The organism is Sulfuritalea hydrogenivorans sk43H (assembly GCF_000828635.1).
Classification (GTDB): domain Bacteria; phylum Pseudomonadota; class Gammaproteobacteria; order Burkholderiales; family Rhodocyclaceae; genus Sulfuritalea; species Sulfuritalea hydrogenivorans.
Map to the genome: position 1 here is coordinate 2,365,797 of NZ_AP012547.1, position 22,103 is coordinate 2,387,899.

The 22,103-nt window shown below is 64.8% G+C and carries 20 protein-coding genes; 5 read left to right on the plus strand and 15 right to left on the minus strand.

Annotated features, from left to right (window positions below; translation table 11 throughout):
* Positions 1-72 precede the first annotated feature (72 nt).
* The 10 genes from rmuC to SUTH_RS20085 all read right to left on the minus strand — a co-directional run bounded on the left by rmuC (position 73) and on the right by SUTH_RS20085 (position 11,725).
* A complete protein-coding gene (rmuC, locus tag SUTH_RS11410) occupies positions 73-1,425 on the minus strand; it encodes a DNA recombination protein RmuC (RefSeq protein WP_052473565.1) in 1,353 nt (450 codons plus the stop codon).
* A 68-nt stretch (positions 1,426-1,493) separates the two neighbouring features.
* Positions 1,494-1,886, minus strand: coding sequence for an RNA-binding S4 domain-containing protein (locus tag SUTH_RS11415; RefSeq protein ID WP_041099364.1), 393 nt, complete (start codon positions 1,884-1,886; stop codon positions 1,494-1,496).
* The gene (locus tag SUTH_RS11420; protein WP_197539578.1) at positions 1,879-2,568 is read right to left on the minus strand and encodes a nitroreductase; all 690 of its coding nucleotides are present in this window, start codon (positions 2,566-2,568) and stop codon (positions 1,879-1,881) included. The genes SUTH_RS11415 and SUTH_RS11420 overlap by 8 nt, the downstream gene beginning before the upstream one ends.
* A 25-nt stretch (positions 2,569-2,593) precedes the next feature.
* Entirely contained in the window at positions 2,594-3,043 is a 450-nt protein-coding gene (locus SUTH_RS11425) for a MaoC family dehydratase (protein ID WP_041099368.1), read from the minus strand.
* A gap of 19 nt (positions 3,044-3,062) precedes the next feature.
* Positions 3,063-5,039, minus strand: a complete 1,977-nt coding sequence (locus SUTH_RS18505; protein WP_052473567.1) for an AsmA family protein — start codon at positions 5,037-5,039, stop codon at positions 3,063-3,065.
* A 72-nt stretch (positions 5,040-5,111) separates the two neighbouring features.
* A complete protein-coding gene (locus tag SUTH_RS11435) occupies positions 5,112-5,477 on the minus strand; it encodes a CZB domain-containing protein (protein WP_084207364.1) in 366 nt (121 codons plus the stop codon).
* Positions 5,478-5,551: 74 nt separating this feature from the next.
* Entirely contained in the window at positions 5,552-7,594 is a 2,043-nt protein-coding gene (locus SUTH_RS11440) for a ferrous iron transporter B (protein WP_041099372.1), read from the minus strand.
* Between the two features lie 232 nt (positions 7,595-7,826).
* Entirely contained in the window at positions 7,827-9,284 is a 1,458-nt protein-coding gene (locus SUTH_RS11445; protein WP_041099374.1) for a DUF294 nucleotidyltransferase-like domain-containing protein, read from the minus strand.
* Positions 9,285-9,377: 93 nt separating this feature from the next.
* Positions 9,378-10,439: a DUF294 nucleotidyltransferase-like domain-containing protein gene (locus SUTH_RS11450; RefSeq protein WP_052473568.1), complete on the minus strand. Its 1,062-nt coding sequence runs from the start codon at positions 10,437-10,439 to the stop codon at positions 9,378-9,380.
* A gap of 155 nt (positions 10,440-10,594) precedes the next feature.
* Positions 10,595-11,725, minus strand: a complete 1,131-nt coding sequence (locus SUTH_RS20085) for a 3'-5' exonuclease (RefSeq protein WP_231850999.1) — start codon at positions 11,723-11,725, stop codon at positions 10,595-10,597.
* On the opposite strand from SUTH_RS20085, the gene SUTH_RS20090 reads away from it, so the two are divergent.
* Both SUTH_RS20090 and SUTH_RS20095 read left to right on the plus strand, forming a co-directional pair.
* The gene (locus tag SUTH_RS20090) at positions 11,709-12,224 is read left to right on the plus strand and encodes a hypothetical protein (protein ID WP_231851000.1); all 516 of its coding nucleotides are present in this window, start codon (positions 11,709-11,711) and stop codon (positions 12,222-12,224) included. The two genes, SUTH_RS20085 and SUTH_RS20090, sit on opposite strands and share 17 nt — an antisense overlap.
* Positions 12,225-12,908 (plus strand): hypothetical protein, encoded by a 684-nt coding sequence (locus tag SUTH_RS20095; protein WP_041099377.1) that lies wholly within the window; start codon positions 12,225-12,227, stop codon positions 12,906-12,908.
* Here the strand turns inward: SUTH_RS20095 and SUTH_RS11470 are convergent.
* From SUTH_RS11470 to acs, 4 genes are all read right to left on the minus strand, one after another.
* The gene (locus SUTH_RS11470; RefSeq protein WP_041099379.1) at positions 12,845-13,210 is read right to left on the minus strand and encodes a response regulator transcription factor; all 366 of its coding nucleotides are present in this window, start codon (positions 13,208-13,210) and stop codon (positions 12,845-12,847) included. The genes SUTH_RS20095 and SUTH_RS11470 overlap by 64 nt on opposite strands.
* Positions 13,210-15,969 carry a sensor histidine kinase gene (locus SUTH_RS11475; RefSeq protein WP_041099381.1) on the minus strand — a complete coding sequence of 920 codons (2,760 nt, stop codon included), beginning with the start codon at positions 15,967-15,969 and terminating at the stop codon, positions 13,210-13,212. The genes SUTH_RS11470 and SUTH_RS11475 overlap by 1 nt, the downstream gene beginning before the upstream one ends.
* 1 nt (position 15,970) lies before the next feature.
* Positions 15,971-16,171 (minus strand): hypothetical protein, encoded by a 201-nt coding sequence (locus tag SUTH_RS11480; RefSeq protein WP_041099383.1) that lies wholly within the window; start codon positions 16,169-16,171, stop codon positions 15,971-15,973.
* 122 nt (positions 16,172-16,293) lie between these two features.
* A complete protein-coding gene (gene acs / locus SUTH_RS11485; RefSeq protein ID WP_041099385.1) occupies positions 16,294-18,276 on the minus strand; it encodes an acetate--CoA ligase in 1,983 nt (660 codons plus the stop codon).
* A gap of 257 nt (positions 18,277-18,533) precedes the next feature.
* Between acs and SUTH_RS11490 the strand changes: the two genes are divergently transcribed.
* Positions 18,534-19,061, plus strand: a complete 528-nt coding sequence (locus SUTH_RS11490; RefSeq protein WP_041099387.1) for a TIGR00645 family protein — start codon at positions 18,534-18,536, stop codon at positions 19,059-19,061.
* Positions 19,062-19,080: 19 nt separating this feature from the next.
* Positions 19,081-20,601 carry a fumarate hydratase gene (locus SUTH_RS11495; protein ID WP_041099389.1) on the plus strand — a complete coding sequence of 507 codons (1,521 nt, stop codon included), beginning with the start codon at positions 19,081-19,083 and terminating at the stop codon, positions 20,599-20,601.
* An 18-nt stretch (positions 20,602-20,619) separates the two neighbouring features.
* Here the strand turns inward: SUTH_RS11495 and SUTH_RS11500 are convergent, their stop codons facing one another.
* A complete protein-coding gene (locus tag SUTH_RS11500) occupies positions 20,620-21,057 on the minus strand; it encodes a nucleotidyltransferase (RefSeq protein WP_041099391.1) in 438 nt (145 codons plus the stop codon).
* Positions 21,058-21,340: 283 nt separating this feature from the next.
* Here SUTH_RS11500 and murI point away from each other — a divergent pair, with 283 nt between their 5' ends.
* Positions 21,341-22,102 (plus strand): glutamate racemase, encoded by a 762-nt coding sequence (murI, locus tag SUTH_RS11510; RefSeq protein WP_041099394.1) that lies wholly within the window; start codon positions 21,341-21,343, stop codon positions 22,100-22,102.
* Position 22,103 lies beyond the last annotated feature (1 nt).

Sequence of the window (22,103 nt, forward strand, 5' to 3'; positions counted from 1 at the left end):
GGATAGACGGCTTGATCGGCAGACATGGCACTTCCTCCTTGAGAATGGAGAACAGTCTGCACGACCCAAGGCTCATGGGATGAGCCTGTCGTCCCTAGTCAGCAATTCGGGCGCCTGCACGTCGCGCGGCAGCGCCTCGACCGGATTCAGGTCGGCGATTTCCTTGTCCTCGCCGGCCACCTTGAGGTCGCGGAACTTGCGGGCGGAGACGAGGACGCGCGTCTCCATCGAGGCCACCGACTTGTTGTAGGCGCCGACCGCCTCGCCGAGGTTCCTGCCGACGCGGCCCCAGTGCTCGGTCACCGTGGCGATGCGCTCGTACAGCTCCCGCCCGAGCAGGCTGATGCGCTCGGCGTTCTCGGTCAGCGCCTGCTGCGTCCAGCCATAGGCGACGGCGCGCAGCAGCGCGATCAGTGTGGTCGGCGTGGCGAGGATGACGCGCGCATCGACCCCGGCCTCGATCAGCGAGGGGTCGGCTTCCAGCGCCGCCGAATAGAACATTTCGCCGGGCAGGAACAGCACGACGAAATCGGGCGAAGGCTGGAACTGCTCCCAGTAGGCCTTCTGGCCGAGCTTTTTCAGATGGTCGCGCACCTGCCGCGCATGGTCGAACAGCTTGCGCTTCTTCTCTTCCTCGTCGCTCGCTTCCAGCGCTTCGAGGTAGGCGGCCAGCGGCGCCTTGGCGTCGACCACGATGTTCCTGCCGCCGGGCAGCTTGACGATCATGTCGGGGCGCAGGCGGCCGTCTTCGGTGGTGGTGCTTTCCTGTTCGAAGAAGTCGCAGTGGTCGAGCATGCCGGCCATTTCGACCACGCGCTTGAGCTGCAGCTCGCCCCAGCGGCCGCGCGTCTGCGGCGCACGCAGGGCCTTGACCAGGTTGCCGGTCTCCATGCGCAGGGCGCCCTGCGCCTCGGCCATGGCGCGCACCTGTTCGGTCAGCGTGGCGTAGGCATCGACCCGCGATTTCTCGATGCCCTGGATCTGCTGCTCGAATTTCTCCAGCGAAGTCTTGACCGGCGCCACCAGTTCGCCGATGGCGAGCTGCCGCTTGTCGAGATCGGTCTTCGCCGATGCCAGCGCCGCCGCCTGCTGCGCCTCCAGCGTAGCGCGCGCGAGTTCGAGGAAGGACTGGTTGTTCTTCGCCAGCGCGTCGGCGGAGATCACCTTGAAGGCGTCGGCGAAGCTGTCGCGCGCGGCTTCGAGCGTGGCCTGGCGTTCGGCGAACAGCGCCTGGTCCTTTTCCAGTTCGGTTTGCAGCGTGGCGCACCGTACCGCCAGCGCCGACTCCCGGCCACGCAAGGCCGCCAGTTCGCCTTCCTGCGCCGCCAGCCGCGCCTGCGCTTCCTTCAGACGCGCGGCGAGAACCACGGCGACCAGTCCGCCGCCGATCAGGAGTCCAACCACCAATGCAATGCCGATTTCCATGCCGTGCTCAACCCGAATTCATTGTCAAAAGCGAGAGTATCACTCGTGCATGGCTCACGGGACGAGCCTTACTCGTTGAAGCCGCGAATCAGCCGCCCCGCCTTCTTGGTCGGCCGGCCTTTCAGGTCGGCGCCGGGCATCGGCGCCAGGCGGCGAAGCTCCTGCTGCCGGGCGCGCCGGGCCGTGCTGTCGGCGGTCTCTTCATAGAGCAGGCGGGCTTCGGCCGCCGGGCGGCGCTGCGCATTGAGGCCCTGCACGATAACCGTCCAGCGCACTTCGCCGGCGACAATTTCGAGTTCGTCGCCCGGCTGCAGTTCGCGCGCCGGCTTGACCTGCTGGCCGTTCCACTTGACCTTGCCGCCATCGACCGCCGCCGCGGCCAGGCTGCGCGTCTTGAAGAAGCGCGCGGCCCAGAGCCACTTGTCGATGCGCTGGCGTCCGTGTTCGCCAGCCTCACTCATGGAACACGACAAATTCCGCGAGTCCGGCACGCTCCGTCTGCAGGCTGTTTTCGATCGCCGCCGGATCGGCGTGGCCCAGCGACATGCCGCAGACCAGTTGCTCCCTCGGTCCGAAGCCGAGGACGTCGGCGATGATGCGGTGGTAGTCGAGCCAGGCCACCTGCGGGCAGGTATCGAGGCCGCGGGCGCGGGCCGCGAGCATGACGTTTTGCAGGAACATGCCGTAGTCGAGCCAGCCGCCCTGCCCCATGCGCCGGTCGATGCTGAAGATCAGGCCGACCGGCGCGCCGAAGAATTCCAGGTTGCGCCGCATCTGCGCCTTCATGCGCTCCGCGTCGCCCTTGCGGATACCGAGCAGGCCGTAGAGATCCCAGCCTATCTTGCGCCGGCGCGCCAGATAGGGCTCGAAGAACTCGGCGGGATAGTAGTTGTATTCGGCCTGGTGGCCCGGTTCGGCGGCATCGTAGGCGGCGCACACCGCGTCGACCAGGGTCTGCCGCGTGGCGCCGGTCAGCACATGCACGCGCCAGGGTTGCAGGTTGGTGCCGGAGGGCGCGCGGGCGGCGATGCCCAGGATCTCGGCAATCGTTTCGCGGGGAATCGCCGTCGGCAGGAAGGCGCGCACCGCATGGCGTCCGGCCATGGCCGCATCGACCGCGGCTTGCAGGGTTTCGGGCGTCAAGTCCGGCAACCGGATCGGCGCGGAACTACTTGCCGGCCGCTTCGCGCCTGGCGCGCGAAGTGGCCATCACCATCGCCTCGCCGTCGATGACCACCTTGCCGGCCACGGTGCAGACGGTGTCGAGCACGACGCGGCACTTTTCGGCTATCACTTCCTTGACGGTGACCCGGGCATGAACCGTGTCGCCGGGCCGCACCGGCGCGCGGAAACGCAAAGACTGGCTCATGTAGATCGTCCCCGGCCCCGGCAGCCGGTTGCCCAGCACCGACGACAGCAGGCTGGCCGACAGCATGCCGTGCGCGATGCGGCCGCCGAAGGGCGTGCTCCGGCCGAATTCCTCGTCCATGTGCACCGCGTTGCTGTCCATCGACACGGCCGAAAACAGCACGATGTCGGCGTCGGTGATGGTCTTGGCGATTTCCGCGCTCATGCCGACGGTGATGTCTTCGATGTCGTGGCCGTTCTGGGGATTCATTGTTGTCCTTTGTCCTGTCCTACGGCCGGCGCCATTCGATCTTCTTGAGCGTGCCGGATACCACCAAATTTCCCCGGCGCTGCTCGGCGGACATCTTCAGATCGACCGCAAACCGCCCGCGGACAGTGTTGTCCGCATCGACCTCGACCGAGCCATTGGCGGAAATCGCGCCTTCGCCCAAGCGCACCTGTCTGAGCTGGGTCGCGCCGCGATCATGCACGAAGCTTCCCGCGGCTTCGGCAAAGCGCGTTTCACCGGTCATCCCCCCGCCCTGCATCATGCGTCCCAGGTCCACCCCGAGCAGGGTTCCCCGCGCGACGCTGAAGTTGCCCTCCAGGTGGTTCGAGGCAAAGAGTTTGGCGGCATCCGGCGCCTGCATCGAGTACGCGCCATCGCCCACCAGCCTGCCACCGTCCACGATGCCGGGAAGGAGTCGCGCGGTATCGATCTGTTTGGCGTTCAGGTTTCCGGCAAGAGTCCACTGCTTGCCCCATTTCAGGCTGGCGTTGCCGCCGAGGATGCCACCGTAGGCAAAGCCCTTGAACTCCGTCACCACAAGCCCGTCGGGGGTTGCGCTGGCGCTGGCAACCACATCGTCAAGGGTCAGGTCGGAACCGAAGGGAATCTTGAACGACCTGGCCTTGAACTCGATCTGCACCGACTCGCCTTTCGGCGCCAGCTCGGCGCTGAGGTTCTTGTCGGTCGATTCGATGATCATCGAGCCCCACGAGCCGTCGCCTCCGGATTTCAGTTTGGCGTCGAAAGCCGGCAGGCTGAGGTTCTTCGATTCAAGACGGGCGTTCGATGCGCTGACCTCGCCCACCAGCAGGTCGGCCGCCGCCGGCTCGCCGAACAGGAGCCAACCCAGGGCGGCTTCCGCGATCACCGGTGAATCGAGCGCGATCGACTTGAACACCTTCTTGTCGCTGAACAGATTGCCAAGATCGCCCTTTGCCTTGACCTGGGGAATCCTGACCTGCCCTTCGGCACCGATTGAAACGCCTTCGAGCCGCAACTCGACATGCGGCAACAGCGAGAGGCGCAGCGCCTTGATCTTCACCGGCTGCTGGAACTGCGCCGTGGCGGCTTTTTCGAACTTCGGAATCTGCCCGTCGTACGAAATCAGATGAGCGGCCACCAGGCCGATCACGATCAGCGCAAGCAGCCCCAGCGCGATCGCCAGCCCCAGATTGCGCGGCCTGGTCGAACCGGCTTTGACTTCCTTCGCCGCCGCACGCTTGCGCTTTTCTTCCGCGGCTTCCGCTTCCTCGCGGCGATACTTTTCCTCTGCCTCGCGCCAGGCCTGCTCCTCAGCCATCACGCGGGCACGCTCCTCGGCTTCCTGACGCGCGCTTTCGTCTTCACGGCGAGCCGCTTCCTCGGCCTCCCGACGAAGCCTGTCCTCGGAATCGCGCCGCGCCAGTTCCTCGGCCATTCGTTGCGCCTGGGCTTCGGCGTCTTGCCGTGCACGCGTTTCCGCCTCGCGCCGGGCCTTGTCCTCGGCGTCGCGTCGCGCCAGTTCGGCCGCCATCAATTTCGTCCGGGCTTCGGCTTCCTGCCGGGCACGTTCCGCGGCTTCCCGCAGCGCCCTCTCTTCGGCCAACCTGCGCGCCTGCACCTCGGCGTCCTGCCGGACACTTTCGGCGACTTCGCGCCGTGCCTGTTCTTCCGCCTCGACATCGTGCGGTTCGCCGTCCTGCGGCGAGCGATCCGCCCCCTCGCGCCGCGCCTTGATCTTGGCGCGCAACTCCTGCGCCTTGCGCTCGGCTTGCACGCTCTCGGCATCGCGGATCAGATCATCCGCAACCAGCGTCGCCAGGGCCTCGAAAAAGGCGACGGGAGACAGAAAGTCGAGCTTGCCTTGCAGCACCTCGACCGGGGAGCTTCCATCGATTGCATCCAGTATCTTGCGCAAATCGCCGGAAAGCTCGCTGGATGCCGAGGCCGCCGCGCGTGCGCCCTTGTCAGTCCTGGTATAGATGGTGGCTTTGTTCATGGTGTCCGGATAGGCAGGTTCGATGAAGGTCGATGGATCAACGGGCCGGGGAAGGGAAGACTGTAATCCAACTCATCCGGCCTGCCGGATTTCCTTTTCAAGCTGCTGCAACAAGGCTTCAATCCTTGCCGAGAGCACACCAAACCCGACAATGGCCTGGTCCGTCAGGTTAACGATTTTTTCGTTCCGGATGGCGTCCGCAATCGATTCCGACTGGCGGTGGAATTCCTGATGGACCGCCAGGAGTTCCCTGGTCGCCCCGTATCCTTCCAGTTCGCGGGCATTGGCCGCCAGCCATTGGCCGAGGCTGCAGCGTGCCTCGTCGCCGATCGGCTGCGTGTCGAAGTCCTTGCCGCGGATGGTGTCGAGCGCCATGTGGAATTTCATTTTCCACGCCCGGTGCATTGTTATGGCACTGTCAAAATCAAATGCTTGCATGCTTGAGGCCTCGTCTCCCGGAACTTGCAGGCTGTAAGTTACCACTGTTGGCTGCAACTGGCGCAGGAGCTGTTTCAGTTCGCCAGCATCTGCACCCCGCCCAGTACCAGCCGTGCCCCACCGCTCAGCAGCAGCGCCGCCGCCACCGACAACGCCACGGAGAAGAATGCGTCCCGGCGCCCGACTGTTTTCAGCATCACGGCGAAGGTGGAAACGCAGGGAATGTAGAAGGTGAGGAACAGCAACAGGGTGACGATCTGCGCCGGGTCGAGCAGGCCGCCGATTTCCTGGGTGCCCAGCGCCTGGTAGATCATCAGCAGCGAAAGCTCCTTGCGCAGCACGCCGAACAGCAGCGGCACGCCCAGGGCCAGCGGCAGGCCGAGCCACCAGACCGTGACCGGCGTCAGCAGGGTGTTGATGAGGCCGTCGGCACCGACGTGGTTGAGCAGCGCCAGCACCACGCTGCCGCCCACCAGCAAGGGGGTGACGATGGTCAGGATGTCGCTGGTGCGGGCCCAGGTCTCGGCCAGCAACGGCCGCCACGCCGGCAGCGCATAGGCCGGAATTTCCTGCACCTGGCCGGGGCCGAGTTCGCGATTCTGCCGCGACAGCAGGCGGCCCATGCCGGCAATCACGACCAGCGTCAGGGCAAAGATGCCGAACACGCCGGCGGCGCCGAGATACTTGCCGGCGACGGCGAGGATGATCGCGGAGCGCGCCGAACAGGGCACGAAGGTGATCAGCACCGAGGCGATCACCCGCTCGCGACCGCTGGTGGCCCGGGCCGCGCCGGAAATGGCCGGCACGTTGCAGCCCAACCCGAGCAGGAAGGGCACGGCAACGCCGCCGTGCAAACCGATCTGGTGGAAACCCCGATCGACCACGAAGGCGATGCGCTGCATCAGACCCACCTGCTCCAGGCTCACCAGCAGCATGACCAACGGAATCATGTAGGGCACCACGATCCCGACCAGGCCGATCAGGCCGTCCAGCACCGCACGCGCGATGATGCCGCCGCCGGCCTCCGGCCGCCAGTCGGCAAAGGCTTCGGCGAGGCGCGCCGTGGTCATCGAATCGATCCAGCCGCTGATCTCGAACACCACGAACAGCACCGCCGCAAACACGGCCAGGCTGCCGATCAGGCCCCAGTGCGGATGCAGGAACAACTCGTCCAGCCAGTAGCGCCAGCCGTGGGTATCGGTCGGCGAACCCATGCGCAGCGCCGCCTCGACCAGGGTCGCGGCGCGATGGTGGCGATCGGCGTGCAATTCGTCCGCCAGCGGGCGCGGCAGCCGCAGCCCGGCCGCTTCGCGCAGGGCGCGTAACTCCGGCAGCACGCCCGGAAAATGCTGGCCGAGTTCTTCCTCGATGAAGCCGTCGGCAGCGGCAAAGTGGCACACCAGCATGGGGTGCGGGACGCGGAAGGCGGCATGGATCTCGGGCCGGTTGAGCGCCGTCGCGAGCGGTTGCAGGCTCTCGGCGATATGCCGGCTTGGAGGTTGCGGCAAGGGGCAGGTGGCTTCGCGCGCCGCGTTCATGGCAGCGCTGAAAAGTTGCGTGAGGCCCTGCCCCATCAGGGCCACGGTGGGCACCACCGGCATGCGGAGCAGCTCTTCAAGGGATTTTATGTTGATGTAGAGGCCCTTCTTCGCCGCCTCGTCCATCTGGTTCAGCGCCAGAACGATGGGCCGGCCGAGTTGGCTCAGCTCCAGCGTCAGTTCGAGATGGCTTTGCAGGCTGCTGGCATCGACCACCTGGATGATCAGGTCCGGCGGCGCGAAAGGCGCGGGCGGGGCCGAATCCTCATGCATCGAGACGGGCGGACGCTCGTCGCCCCAGAGCAGGTATTTCAGGGCGGAAAGATCATCGCCTTCCAGATGATGCAGGGAATGAACGCTCGGCAGATCGACCACGCTGGCTTCGTCGAAACCGATCTGCACAGTGCACTCGCGATAGACGCGATGCGTTCCGGTCAGCGTCCCGCTGTGCGGCGAGGTACTCGACACGGCATCGAACAGCGTCGTCTTGCCGCTGCCCGGCAGCCCGACCAGGGCGATGCGCAGGCGGCGCTCGCCGCGCAGCAGCGGTGTACGTAGAGGGACGACGACTTCCGTCATTTAATGGGGAAAAACTCGTTCGGAGCGACGGATGATAGTCGAGCGAAGCGAGCTGATCAGAAGCCTCCCCGTGAGGGGGCGAGGCGGGAATTCGCGACGCATGCGTCGCGCCGCCGCAGCCGGCCGGCTGTGCAAAGCCAGCCGTGGGCCGTGCAGCGGATGGGAGGGGTGGGCCTTCAATTCGCCTTTCGCATGTTTCATCACCGGCGGATAACTTGCACTGACATGCGCGTTACAGCCTGTATTCGAGCTGCAATCTCGACTGCAAGCGCTTGGCGTGCTTGAAGGCCTGCCGCAACACCAGCCGGCCCAGTTCATTGAGGCCGTCCGGGTCGACGCGGTTGGCGGCGCCCTCGCTGACATCGCCCTGCTGGTTTTTCAGGCGCAACTGCTGGATGTAGAAAAAACTCTCGATGACGGCGTTGACGTCGTCGCTCCCCAGTTTGCCGCGCGCGGCCACCGCGCGCAAACGCTGCGCGGTCCCGGTTTCGGTCACCCCGTTGGCAAGTGCGAGGATGCGCGCGGCATCGACGAACAGGCGCGCCCCGCCGGCTTTGAGGTCGAGGGTGTGGGGAAAGTCCGGATTCTTGTCGAAGGTGAACTCGCGAATGAAGCCGATCGGCGGCTCGACCTGGACGGCGTTGCCGGCCATGAAGCGCAGGAAAAGGGTTTCGCCGGGCACGCGATTCAGCACCCATTCGCGCAACTGGTCGGCGAGTTCTTCCTCGCCATAGATGGGGCGGAAATCGAAATAGATCGTGGCGTCGAGCAGCGCCTGCGGACTGTTGGCGCGCATCCAGCCGCCGAACTTGTCCTGCCACTCGTTCACCGACAGGCACAGTTCGGGGTTGCTGGCCATGACGTTACCCTTGCACAAGGGGAAACCACACTGCGCCAGCCGCTCGTTGACGGCCCGGGCAAAGGGCAGGAAGGCCTCGCGCATCGCGGCCGCATCCTTGTCCGGCGCGGCGAATACCAGTCCGTTGTCCTGGTCGGTGGACAAGGTCTGCTCGAAGCGCCCTTCCGAACCGAAGGCGAGCCAGCACCATTCCACCTTGGGCAACTCGAAATCATCACGCGTCAGTTCGATGATGCGCACGGCGAGGTGGTCGTTGAGGTTGGAGATCAGTTGCGTCAGTTGCTCGGCCGCCGCTCCTTCGGCCAGCATGCCGACCGCCAGCCGGCGGATGCCCTCGGCCGCCGCCACCAGGGCGTTCATGTCGCGCGCGGTGCGGATGGCGCCGGAAATCGCCTTGCCGCCGCCGCCTTGCAGTTCGTAGATGTCCTCCTGCGACACGATGCCGGCGAGCTTGCCGGCGGCATCGACGATGATCACGTGATGCACGCCGTGGCGCGCCATGATCAGCGCGGCCTGGTAGATGGTGGATCGCCAGTTGAGCATGAGCAGGCCCGTGCCGCTCATCACCGACATCACCATCTGGTCGAGGTCGCAGGATTTTGCGGCGACCCGGTGCAGCAGGTCGCGCAGGGTGAAGATGCCGAGCGGGCTGCCGCTTTCGGGCTCGACGATGATGATGGAGCCGACATGGTTCTCCGCCATCGCCTGCACGGCCTCGCGCAGAGGGGTTTCGGGCGTGGCGGTGATCGGTTTCCTGCGCGCCAGCGCGGCGAGCGGACTGTGCAGGTTGGGGCGGTAACTCGTGCTACGGGCTTGCTGGGTTTCACTCATTGCGGACTCATCCTCTATTTCGAAAACGGAAGCGACGGCGCGGGAAGGCGGGAATGTCCCCACGGGTTTCGACTGCCATGGGATTTTCTCGATTCAGGTTTCGATGTGGTAACGGGATTTCAGCAGTTGCTGCATGGCGCGCGCCTGGCGCAGCCCTTCAAGCAGGACGCGGCGGTCAAAATCGTTGAGCTGCAACGGATCGACCAGGTTGCCCGACCTCGCCTCGGCAGCGACCTGAGACGCAAGGCGGCCCCCCTGAACCGCATGAAAGGCATGAATCCAGGCCTCGGCGTCGGTCCCCGTCATGACGCCTTCCGCGGCAGCCCGGCGCAGGCGCGGCGCGGTGCCGGTCTCGGGAATGCCGGCGCCGAGCGCCAGGATGCGTGCCGCGTCGACAAAAATGCGCGAGCCGAACTTCTTCAAATCGATCATTCCGCCGGAGCCGGCCTCGACGGCGAAATCGCGCAGGCGCCCGAGCGGGGGCTGTGCGGCGAGGGCATTGACGGTCATCATGCGCAGAAAAATCTCGTTGCCGCGCGTGAGATCGGACAAGGCCCGGCGCAATACCGCGGCCAGTCCATGATCGCCGGCCAGCGGCCGGAAATCGAAGAAGATGGCCGCGTTGAGCAGGGCCTCGGGCTCCGGCGTGCGCACCCAGCCGGAAAAGCTCTCCAGCCATTCCGACAAGGAAAGGCACCAGCGCGGATTGCCGGCCATCACCTCGCCGTCGCACAACGGAAAACCGCATTCGGCCAGCGCCTGGTTCGCCGCCCGGGCAAAAGGCAGAAACAGCTCGCGCAACTGGCGCGCCTCGCCGTCATCCAGCGCGGAAAACACCAGCCCGTTGTCCTGATCGGTGGCCAGGGTCTGCTCCAGACGTCCTTCCGAGCCGAGGCCTAGCCAGCACCAGCGCGCCGGCGGCAACCGAAAGCGGGGCATCAGCACCGCCAGCACGCGCTCGCCAATGGCGTCGTTGAGGCGGGACAGCGCTTGCGTCACCAGCGCCGGCCCGGCTTCCTCGCGATGCAGGGCCACGGCCAGCTGGCGCACTTCGGCCGCGCATGACACCAGCGTGGCGACATCGGGCGCGGCCGCGATCCTGGCGGAAGCCCTGGCGATGGCGCCGGCCTGCGGGAGGATTTCGTCGTACGTCATTACAAAGGCCGGAAGCCGTGAAGAAATCGTAGCGAGCGGGCCGCAGCAGGGTGCGGCCGGAGCACAGCTACCGGAACATATGTTTCTATATGTGAGGATAGCGAGCACCGCCAAAACCCTGATCCGGCACGCGCAGTAGATTTACTCATGGCTTCTCAGTATTTTATGCGGGCGAAGTAGGTCTGCTGCGCGGCATCCAGCGCCTGACGCAGGGTGACGATGCCCATGTCGGCGAGCAGCGGAATCATTTTGAGGAAGACTTCGCCGGTGACATAGGCATCGCCCAGCGCGGTGTGGCGACCGATGACATTGATGCCGAGGCGCTCGGCAATGATCTCCAGGCGGTGCGTCTCCTGGTTGGGATGAATCACCGCCGACAGCAGCAGCGTGTCGAGCACCGGCTGGGTGAAGCGCACCCCCAGGCTGTCTTCCTTCAACTGGAAGAAGCGCATGTCGAAGGCGGCGTTGTGCGCCACCAGCACGGTTTCGTGACAGAACTCGTGGAAAGCCGGCAGCACCACATCCAGCGTCGGCTGGCCCTTGACCATGGCCTCGGTGATACCGTGGATCGGAATGCCCTCGGGCTTCAGCGGAATCCGCGGATCCACCAGCTGATCGAAGATTTCCTGCCGCAGCAGGCGCTGGTTCACGATCCGTACCGCACCCATCTGGATGATCTCGTCGCCGTTGGAAGGCTCCAGACCCGTGGTTTCGGTGTCGAACACCGAGTAGGCAAGGTCGGCCAGCCGCCGATCGAGGTCGATGCCGGAGCCCTCGGCATCGCGCGAAGCGAATAGATCGAAGTCGTAATACTCGGGGCGGCTTTCGCTGTGGAGATGCTGCGCCTGGTCGGTGGCCTGCACCTCGGGCGTGGCCGCCGCCGGCAGGACGATGCGGAAGAAGGCATTGTGCGCGGCCTTGTCGCGCTGGTACCAGATTTCCGCGCCATGCCGGTCGATCACGTCGCGCAGTGTCAGCGGACTGATCTCGGCGCCGACGTTCATCGGCTCCAGCTCCCATGCATACAGCGTCTCCGAGGAAACCGGCGTGCCCGACCAGATCAGGTCCACGAATACCATCCTGCCCTCGGCCGAAAGCCGCAGCCGTAATTCGCGAATGGCATAGTGGTCCTGCAGGCGCGAGGCAAGGAAGGTGATGGCCTGGATCAGCGCAAAGCTGTCCACCCGCATCCACAGGCTGGCATCCTGGTCTTCGTGCTTGATCGGCAATTTCAGCGCGTCTTCGATGCGCCGCTCGGCAGCGGCAAGGATGTCGATCGCCAGCACGTCTTCCAGCGGCCAGCGCGTCTTCCAGCGGCCAGCGCGTCTTCAGCGAGTCGGCAAAGCGGCTCATGGTCGTTTCGAGGCGCTCGCTCATGGTCGAGGCTTCGTCCGCGATCACGCGGGTGAAGCGCTCGCGGTAGTCCGGTTCCATGTCCGGCGTGTCGATCAGCGTCTCCACCGCGGCGCGGATGTTGGCCAGCGCCGCGCGGTTGCCGTCGGTCAGAAGTTGCAGGACCTGGTCGCGCTCGGCTTCGCGTTCGAAATTGCGCGTGATGTTTTCGATGGTCAGGACGTAACCCGTCACTTGCAGTTCGGTGCCCATCGAATCGGCAGCGGACAATGTTGCAGCGGTCGAATCCTCATCGCCCTGGCGACTCTCTGCCTTGCCAAGTACCGGTGCCATCTGCGCCCTGAGCAACTGCCCCCCGCGCGTGGAAGTGATGAAATTGGCCGTCGGTTCTGCGCTGCCCTTGCGCAAGCGCTGCTGGATTTTCTCCAGTGAATGGGTGATCTGCCCGCGCTCGAGGATGGAAAATATCGATCGTCCCAGCCCGATCAGCGCGCCGCCGCTCATCGACGTCGGCCCCTGCGCCAGCGCCTTGAACTGCAGCCGGGCGCGGCTGTTGTAGAGCAGGATGCGGCCGTCGAGGTTGCACACCACCACCGCCATCGCCAGCTCCGACATCAGCGCGGCCAACCGGTTTTTCTCTTCTTCGACAGTGGCCTTGGCCAGCCTGATCTGCTCCTCGACATCGGTCAGCAGCTCGTCGCGCTGCTGTGCCAGATCGTTGGCGGCCCGCGCCAGTTCGCGCACTTCGGGAGGGCCTTCGGGCGCGACGCGGAAGTTGCGATTGGCGCCGAGCATCAGGCGCAGGGTTTCGGCCATGCGCAGCAGGCCATGGACATATTGCTGGAACAGGCTGCGCAACAGGATCAGCCCGGCCATGAAGCCGAAAAGCGTCATCAACCCGCCCAGAGGCAGGCGCGGCAGCAGGAATTCGGCAAACGCCGCGCGCTCGGCGTCCTTTGCATCGGCGAACAGCAGGACGGCGGTAAGCGCAAAGGGGCCCGTCATCAGCAAGCCGAGGACGCACGCGGCAATGATGAAACGGAATTTCGCTTTCATGCCAGCAGCGACTTGATCTGGAGCACGAGATCCTTGGTCGAGAACGGCTTGGTGATGTAGGCATCGACGCCCAGCGCCAGGCCCTTGGTCACTTCCGTCTCGCGGCCGCGGGCGGTGAGCATGATGATCTTCACCGCCGCCTGCGCAGGGTCGGCGCGCAACGCCTGGCAGACTTCGAAACCGGATTTTTTCGGCATCATCACGTCGAGCAGGATCAGGTCGGGGGCGAATGCCGCTGCCTGCTGCAACGCGGCTTCGCCGTCGGCCGCCACGGCGACCTGGAATCCTTCCTTCTTCATCAGGTACTCAAGCGAAATGACAATGTTGGGCTCGTCATCGACAATCAGGATGCGATGGCTCATCAAACTCCTCCCGGTAATTTGCCATTATCGCCCGCCTGTCGCGGCAGTGTGAACACAAAACAGGCGCCGGCACCCGGCGTGCTTTCCGCCCACAGGCGGCCGTTGAAATACTCGATGATCTGGCGGCTGATCGGCAGGCCGAGGCCGGTACCCTGCGGCTTGTCGGTGAGCACGTCGGTGGTGCCCGCGCCCTGCCGGAACTTGTCGAAAATCACTTCCTGATCCACCAGCTGGATACCCGGCCCGTTGTCGGTGACGCTGACGCGCACCTCGCTCGCCGTGCCGCCAGCGCCGACTTTCACGCGACCGCCCTCGGCCGGAACGAACTTGAGCGCATTCGACAGCAGATTGACCATGACCTGCATCAGCCGGTCCCGGTCGGCAGCCACGACGAGCCCGCTCTCGCAGCCGTCGAGTTCCAGTGCAACGTGCTTTTCGGCGAAAAGGGCAGCCAGCGAATCGGCTGCTTCACGAACCACTTCTGCCACGTCAACCGCGGCCACGGTCCATTCCGCACGACCCGATTCGAGCTTGGCCAGATCGAGGATCTGGTTGATCAGGCGCGACAGGCGCACGGTCTCGCTGACGATGATGCCGAGAAACCGCGCGCGTTGGGCCAGGTCGATCTTGGGATCCTCCTGCAGCATTTCCGAGAAGGCGCGGATCGAGGTCAGCGGCGTGCGCAGCTCGTGCGTCACGGTCGAGATGAAATCGTCCTTCATGCGATCCAGTTCGCGCAGGCGGGCGTTCGCCTCGCGCAGGTCGTTGGTGGCACGGGTCAGCTCCAGCGACTTCTGTTCCAGCTCCCGGGTGTAGGCTCGCACCTGCGACGCCTCGTCGAGGATGTTCATCACTTCGTCGATGCCCAGCGGCTCTTCGGTCACGACCGAGGCCACCATCGCGCGTGCCGAGGCCGATCCGATGGCACCCGCCAGCAGGGTTTCGGCAAAACTCACCAGCCGGGTGTCGGCGGGAAGATCTTCAAGGCCCCTCAGACCGCGTTGCTGCGCGTGACGGGTGAAGGCGTCCTGCGCCCGATCGAGGCCGAGAAAGCGCCCCGCCAGCGGCAACAGGTCGGCGACCCCGGCACTGCCGCGCCAACCCGAAACCCCCGCCGCCTCGGCGCCGCCGACAAACAGCGTCGCCTGCCGCGCCTCGCGGACGTTCGGTACCCGCTGCAAGGAGACACCGATGTAGGCGCCCAGATTCGCCAGCAGGCTCCACACCAGACAGTGGGTGATTTCATCGAGTCCGGTGAGACCGAACAGATGCTGCGGACGCAGCAGTTCGTTGCCGAACAGGCCATGCGCGATGAAGCCGTCGGGCAACCAGCCAGATTTGGCAAAGGACGGCAGGAGCAAGGTGTAGCTCCACAACACGAAGCCCGCCGCCAGGCCTGCCAGCGCGCCCTCGCGGGTACCTCCCTTCCAGAACAGGCCGCCAATCACCACCGGCGCGAACTGGGCCACGGCGGCGAAGGAGATCAGTCCGATCGACACCAGCGCGTAGGCTTCGCCGGCGACGCGGAAATACAGGTAGCCAAGACCGAGGATGATGGCAATGGCCCAGCGCCGGATCTCCAGCAGGAGGCCCGACAGATCGGCACGCGCAGCCAGGCCCAGTACCGGCAGGCGCAGCAGAACTGGCATCACCAGGTCGTTGCAAACCATGGTGGACAAGGCGATGGTCTCGACGATCACCATGCCGGTTGCCGCCGACAGGCCTCCGATATAAACAAACAGGGCCAGCGCCTCTTGCTGGTGAGCCATCGGCAAGGTCAGCACAAAGGTGTCGGCATCGACGGTGGCGCCCTGGAAATGCATCAGGCCGGCCAGGGCGACAGGCAGCACGAACAGGTTGATCAGGAACAGGTAGAGCGGAAACATCCACACCGCGCGACGCAAATGGCTGGGATCGACGTTTTCCACCACCGCGATCTGAAACTGGCGCGGCAACAGCAGCGCGGCGAACAGCGAGAGGAATATCAGCGTGCCCCAGGTGCCATAGGCGGCCGGGGAGTCGGCGGTGGCCAGACGGCGGGCGACTTCAGGCACCTTCGCCGCCTGCGCGAAAATGTCGCCGATGCCGTCGTGCATGCCCCAGATCACGAAAACTCCCACCGCCAGAAAGGCCGCAAGCTTCACCACCGACTCGACGGCAATCGCGGCCACCATCCCTTCGTGGCGTTCGGTGGCATCCAGGTGGCGGGTGCCGAAGAGAATGGTGAAGGCGGCCAGGATCATCGCCACATACAACGCGCTGTCCTGGAACAGTGGCACGGCGCCGGCCGTGGCCGGCATGATGATCTCGGGGTAACTGGTGAGGATCGCAAAACTGTTCGACACCGCCTTGAGTTGCAGCGCGATGTAGGGAATCACGCCGATCACCGCAATCACCGTGACCAGGCCACCGAGCAACTGGCTCTTGCCGTAGCGCGAGGCGACGAAGTCGGCAATCGAGGTAATGCGATTGGCTTTGGCCACCCGGATCATCTTGTGCAGGACGAAGCCGGCCAGTGCGAACAGCAGGGTCGGCCCGAGATAGATTGGCAGGAAGCCGATGCCGCTGGCGGCGGCCCGCCCGACGCTGCCGTAGAAGGTCCAGGTCGTGCAGTACACCCCCAGCGATAGCGCATAGACCACCGGACTGGCGATCAGCGAGCGCCCGGTATCCGCGCGCCGATCTGCATACCAGGCGATGGCGAACAAAATCCCCAGATAGAGGAAGGAGGCGAGGACGATGACCCAGCCTTGCAGCACCTCAGTCCCTCCGGCTTTCGACCACCCAGGCCATTTGCACGATCAATGCCAGCCAGGAACCCATCAGCCACGCATACAGCGGCGGCAGGCCGAAGAACTCGCCATGCCGATTGAATACCGACAGCAGCGGATAGTTGAAGAAGAAGCAGCCGAGCAGAAACAGAAAGGCGAGACGTTGCGCGGTCAGCCGGGCCAGTGTCATGGCATCACCTCCAAAGCGTCAGTATCAGCCGAAATCCTACTCCCCGACGTCATGTCCGCCGCGCTCGGGACGAAAAAAAAGCGCCCGTCTTGCGAGGGGCGCTTTTCCGTCATGGCACGGCGTCAGGCGTTCTGCTTGAGCTGATCCAGAATGCCCGGATTTTCCAGCGTGGAAACGTCCTGGGTGATCTCCTCGCCCTTGGCCAGGCTGCGCAGCAGGCGGCGCATGATCTTGCCGGAACGCGTCTTCGGCAGGTTCTCGCCGAAACGGATGTCCTTGGGCTTGGCGATCGGGCCGATTTCCTTGCCGACCCAGTTGCGCAGCTCGTTGGCGATCTTCTTGGCCTCTTCCGCCGTCGGACGCGCCTGCTTCAGCACGACGAAGGCGCAGATGGCCTCGCCGGTCAGGTCGTCGGGACGGCCCACCACGGCGGCTTCCGCCACCAGCGGGTTCGACACCAGTGCCGATTCGATTTCCATGGTGCCCATGCGGTGGCCGGAGACGTTCAGCACGTCGTCGATGCGGCCCATGATGGTGAAGTAGCCGGTCTTGGCGTCGCGCATCGCGCCGTCGCCCGCGAGGTACAGATTGCCGCCGAAATCCACCGGGAAGTAGGACTTCTTGTAGCGCTCGGGATCGCCGTAAATGGTGCGGATCATCGCTGGCCAGGGCTTCTTGACGACGAGGAAGCCGCCCTTGCCCCACTCGACATCGTTGCCGGTCTCGTCGACGATGGCGGCCGCGATGCCAGGGAACGGCAGGGTGCAGGAGCCCGGCACCAGCGGCGTCGCGCCCGGCAGCGGGGTGATCATGTGGCCGCCGGTCTCGGTCTGCCAGAAAGTGTCGACGATCGGGCAGCGCGCGCCGCCGACGTTGTTGTAGTACCACATCCAGGCTTCGGGATTGATCGGCTCGCCGACCGAGCCGAGGATGCGCAGGCTGGAGAGGTCGAAGTTCTTCGGATGCGTCGTCGGCGCATTTTCGCCGGCCTTGATCAGGGAGCGGATCGCCGTCGGCGCGGTGTAGAAAATGTTGACCTTGTGCTTCTCGATGGTCTTCCAGAAGCGTCCGGCATCCGGGTAGGTGGGCACGCCTTCGAACACGATCTCGGTGGCGCCGCAGGCCAGCGGGCCGTAGGTGATGTAGGTGTGGCCGGTGACCCAGCCGATGTCGGCGGTGCACCAGAAGACATCATCCGGCTTGATGTCGAAGGTCCACTTCATGGTCAGGATCGCGTGCAGCAGGTAGCCGCCGGAGCTGTGCTGGACGCCCTTCGGCTTGCCGGTGGAACCCGAGGTGTACAGCAGGAACAGCGGATGCTCGGCGCCGACCCACTCGGGCTCGCACACGTCGGACTGGCCGGCGGTGGCGTCTTCCCACCAGATGTCGCGGCCGGCCACCATGTTGCAGGGACCACCGGTGCGCTTGAAGACGATCACCGTCTTGATCGACTCGCAGCCGCCCATGGCGATGCCGTCGTCGACCGCGGGCTTCAGCGGAATGTTCTTGCCGCCGCGGCACTGCTCGTCGGAAGTGATGACGGCAACCGCGCCGGCATCCTGGATGCGCTCCTGCACGCTCTTGGCGGAGAAGCCGCCGAACACCACGGAATGGATGGCGCCGATGCGGGCGCAGGCCTGCATGGCGACCACGCCTTCGACCGACATCGGCATGTAGATCAGGACGCGATCGCCCTTCTTGATGCCTTGCGCCTTCAGCGCGTTGGCGAACCTGGCGACACGAACCAGCAGTTCCTTGTAGGTGATCTTGCTGACCTGCCCGCCGTCGGCTTCAAAAATGATCGCGACCTTGTCGCCGAGGCCGGCTTCGATGTTGCGGTCGAGGCAGTTGTAGGAGACGTTCAGCTTGCCGTCGGCAAACCATTCGTAGAACGGCGCCTTGGATTCGTCCAGCGACTTGGTGAAAGGCTGCTTCCAGCTCACGTGCTCGCGGGCCAGACGTGCCCAGAAGCCGGCGTAATCCTGATCGGCTTCCTTGCACAGCGCCTCGTAGGCCGCCATGCCGGAAATCGTGGCTTTCTTGACTACGGCATCCGCCGGGGGGAATACACGAGTTTCCGTGACATTCGATTCGATGCTGGACATTTACAGCTCTCCTTTCGCATGCACCCGGATGGAATCCGGATGAAATGTTCTTCCGCCACTTCGGCCAAAACCTGCAGTCAGGCAAGCCGGCGCTTCCTTCGTCAATGCCGAGTATGCCGAGCCTGCAAACCATGTTGATTTTATTCGTTTTCACATTAAACGAAAAGTGGCTTACATGCGACTTACGCTGTTTGCGGGCCTTGCGCTGCGGCGCCTGGGGTAATATTGCTGCCCCGCATCACTCCTGCCTGCCCGCCATGAACAAAATCATCAAACCCATGGAGTTTTTCATCTTCTGGAGCCGCTGGCTGCAAGCGCCGCTGTATCTGGGACTGATCATCGCCCAGGGCGTCTATGTGTATCAATTCATGCACGAACTGGGGATCCTGGTGACCAAGGCCGGCAGCCTCAGCGAAAACGAGGTGATGCTGATCGTGCTGGGCCTGATCGACGTGGTCATGATCGCCAACCTGCTGATCATGGTCATCATCGGCGGCTACGAAACTTTCGTTTCGCGCCTCGACCTCGAAGGCCACCCCGACCAGCCCGAGTGGCTGTCCCACGTCAATGCCGGCGTGCTCAAGGTCAAGCTGGCGGTCGCGCTGATCAGCATTTCCTCGATCCACCTGCTGCGTACCTTCATCAACGCGGCGCAAACCGACGACAGGGTGATCATCGCGCAGATCGCGATCCACGCTTCTTTCCTGATTTCCGCCATCGCCATCGCCTACACGGACAAGATCATGATGCAGACCCTGACCGTGAGCCACGCGACCAAACACTAATTCGCCAACGGAGCCTGCCATGCCCGCAATCCGCCAGGAAGATTTCATCCAGTCGATCGCCGATGCCTTCCAGTTCATCAGCTACTACCACCCGCTCGACTACATCACCGCGCTGGGCGCCGCCTATGAGCGCGAAGAGTCGCCCGCAGCCAAGGACGCCATTGCGCAGATCCTGACCAACAGCCGCATGTCGGCCGAAGGCCACCGCCCGATCTGCCAGGACACCGGCATCGCGCTGGTCTTCCTCAAGGTCGGCATGCAGGTGCAGTGGGACGCCACGCTCTCGGTGCAGGCCATGGTCGATGAAGGCGTGCGCCGCGCCTACGGCAATGCCGACAACCCGCTGCGCGCCTCGGTGCTGGCCGACCCCGCCGGCGCTCGCCGGAACACCAGGGACAACACCCCGGCCGTGGTGCATTACGAGATCGTTCCCGGCCATCATGTCGAAGTCATCTGCGCGGCCAAGGGCGGCGGCTCGGAAGCCAAGGCCAAGTTCGCCATGCTGAACCCGTCCGACGACCTCGTCGAATGGATACTCAAGACCGTGCCGACCATGGGCGCCGGCTGGTGCCCGCCCGGCATCCTCGGAGTCGGCATCGGCGGCACGCCGGAAAAGGCCATGCTGCTGGCCAAGGAAGCCATCATGGCGCCGGTGGACATCCAGGACCTGAAAGCCCGTGGAGCGAAAAATCGTGCCGAAGAGCTGCGCCTCGAATTGCACGAAAAGGTCAATGCGCTGGGCATCGGTGCGCAAGGCCTCGGCGGCCTCACCACGGTGCTCGACGTCAAGGTGCTCGACTACCCGACGCACGCCGCCAACCTGCCCGTGGCGCTGATCCCCAATTGCGCCGCGACGCGCCACATCCATTTCGAGCTCGACGGTTCCGGCCCGGCGAAGCTGACGCCGCCCAGCTTGGAAGACTGGCCGAAGGTCACCTGGCAGGCCGATGCCGCCACGGCCACCCGTGTCGACCTCGACAGCCTGACCAAGTCCCAGGTCGCCGCCTGGAAGCCCGGCCAGAAGCTCTTGCTCAACGGCAAGATGCTCACCGGCCGCGACGCCGCCCACAAACGCATCGCCGACATGCTGGCGAAAGGTGAAAAGCTCCCGGTCGATTTCACCAACCGGGTGATCTACTACGTCGGTCCGGTCGATCCGGTCGGCAAGGAAGTGGTCGGCCCCGCCGGCCCCACCACCGCGACGCGGATGGACAAGTTCACCCGCATGATGCTGGAGCAGACCGGCCTGATTTCCATGGTGGGCAAGGCCGAGCGCGGCCCGGCAGCGATCGAGGCGATCAAGGACAACAAGTCGGCCTACCTGATGGCCGTCGGCGGCGCCGCCTACCTCGTCGCCAAGGCGATCCAGTCGGCCAAGGTCGTCGGCTTCGCCGATCTCGGCATGGAAGCCATCTACGAGTTCGACGTGAAGGACATGCCCGTCACCGTCGCCGTGGATTCACTGGGCACTTCGGTACACATCACCGGGCCGAAGGAATGGCAGGCGAAGATCGGCAAGATTCCGGTCAGAGTGGCTTGATAGCCTGACGCGGAACAGCTACGGCAACTGTTCGAGATCGTCGATATCACGTGGCCGGCCACTGGCCCGCTTGTTGGCCTTGAGATCGGTGAGCGCAACAAAATGAATCGACAGCCCATCATGGACTGTGGTTTCTCGATTCGGCCAGGCGGCGTCAAAATCCACGCCGTCGATGTCGGTCAGCAGGTCGATGCGAAATGGCGGATAGCCGAGCTGCACCACGTTTTCGCGAAGCTCGAAATCCTGCTGCGAGAGCCCCACGTCGCCAAAGCCGAAGTCGCTCAACGCAGCCATCAATCGTTGGGCATTTTCCGGGCTGCGGCGAATCCAGATATCGAGATCGCCGGTATGGCGCGGCCGGCCATACAGCGCCATGGCATAGCCGCCCACTACGAGGTATTCAACCCCGCGAGCGTTTAGTAACGCGACAAACTCTTTGAAGTCCCTGGACAGCATCGGGATGGGATTCCAGCCAAGCCAGACGCAACATCTCGACGGCGTCAAGGCGCTGCGAGGGTGCGCGCGACAGCCAGTATTCGGTGTCGCGTGGTTGCTGATGAAGCGGGTGGCGAGCCACGACCTTTTCCATGCCGTCATTGTAACCCGAGCGAAGACTGGCAATGCTGGCATCAAGCGGCCCGCGACAAGCTAAACTGCCGGCCATGAATGCCTCATTCGCTCCAGAATCGGTGCTCCGCCCGGCACAAATCGCCGTATCGCCAGCGCCGACTTTCACATCATGATCGGTGTCTTTGATTCCGGCCTCGGCGGCCTATCGGTACTGGCGGCGCTGATCGATACGCTGCCGCGTGCCGACTTCAGCTATTACGCGGACACGGCCCACGTTCCCTACGGCAACAAGAGCGAGGAACAGATTCAGCGCCGCGTGCTGGCCATCGGCGAACATCTGGCAGAGCGCGGCTGCAGCCTGCTGGTAGTGGCCTGCAATACCGCCACCGCCGCCGCGGTGCAGGCCCTGCGTGCCGCCCATCCGGGCGTCCCGGTGGTTGGCGTCGAACCCGGCATCAAACCTGCGGCGCAGGAGACGCAGAGCGGCCGCATCGCCGTGCTGGCGACGGAAGCCACCGCCAAGAGCCAGCGCCTGAAGCACCTGATCCGAGACCACGCCGGCCGCATCGAGGTCTTCGTCGAGCCCTGCCCCGGCTGGGCCACCCACGTCGAAATGCTGCAACTTGACGACCCGGCGCTGGCCGCCGACGTGCGCACCCGGGTCGAACCGCTGCTCGACCAGGGCGTCGATCGCATCGTGCTGGGCTGCACGCATTACAGCTTTCTTGCGCCGCTGCTGCGGAAAATCGTCGGCAGCCGCGCGCAGCTGGTCGATGTCGCCGATGCGGTCGCCCGCCAGACGCGGCGCCTTGCGGGCGGCCTGGCCGACGGCACCGGCAAGCTGCACCTGCACGCTTCGGCGCATCCGGAGCGGCTGCACGCCGCCCTGCCGCGCCTGCACCTGGGGCACCTCTCGGCACGGATCGCCTGAC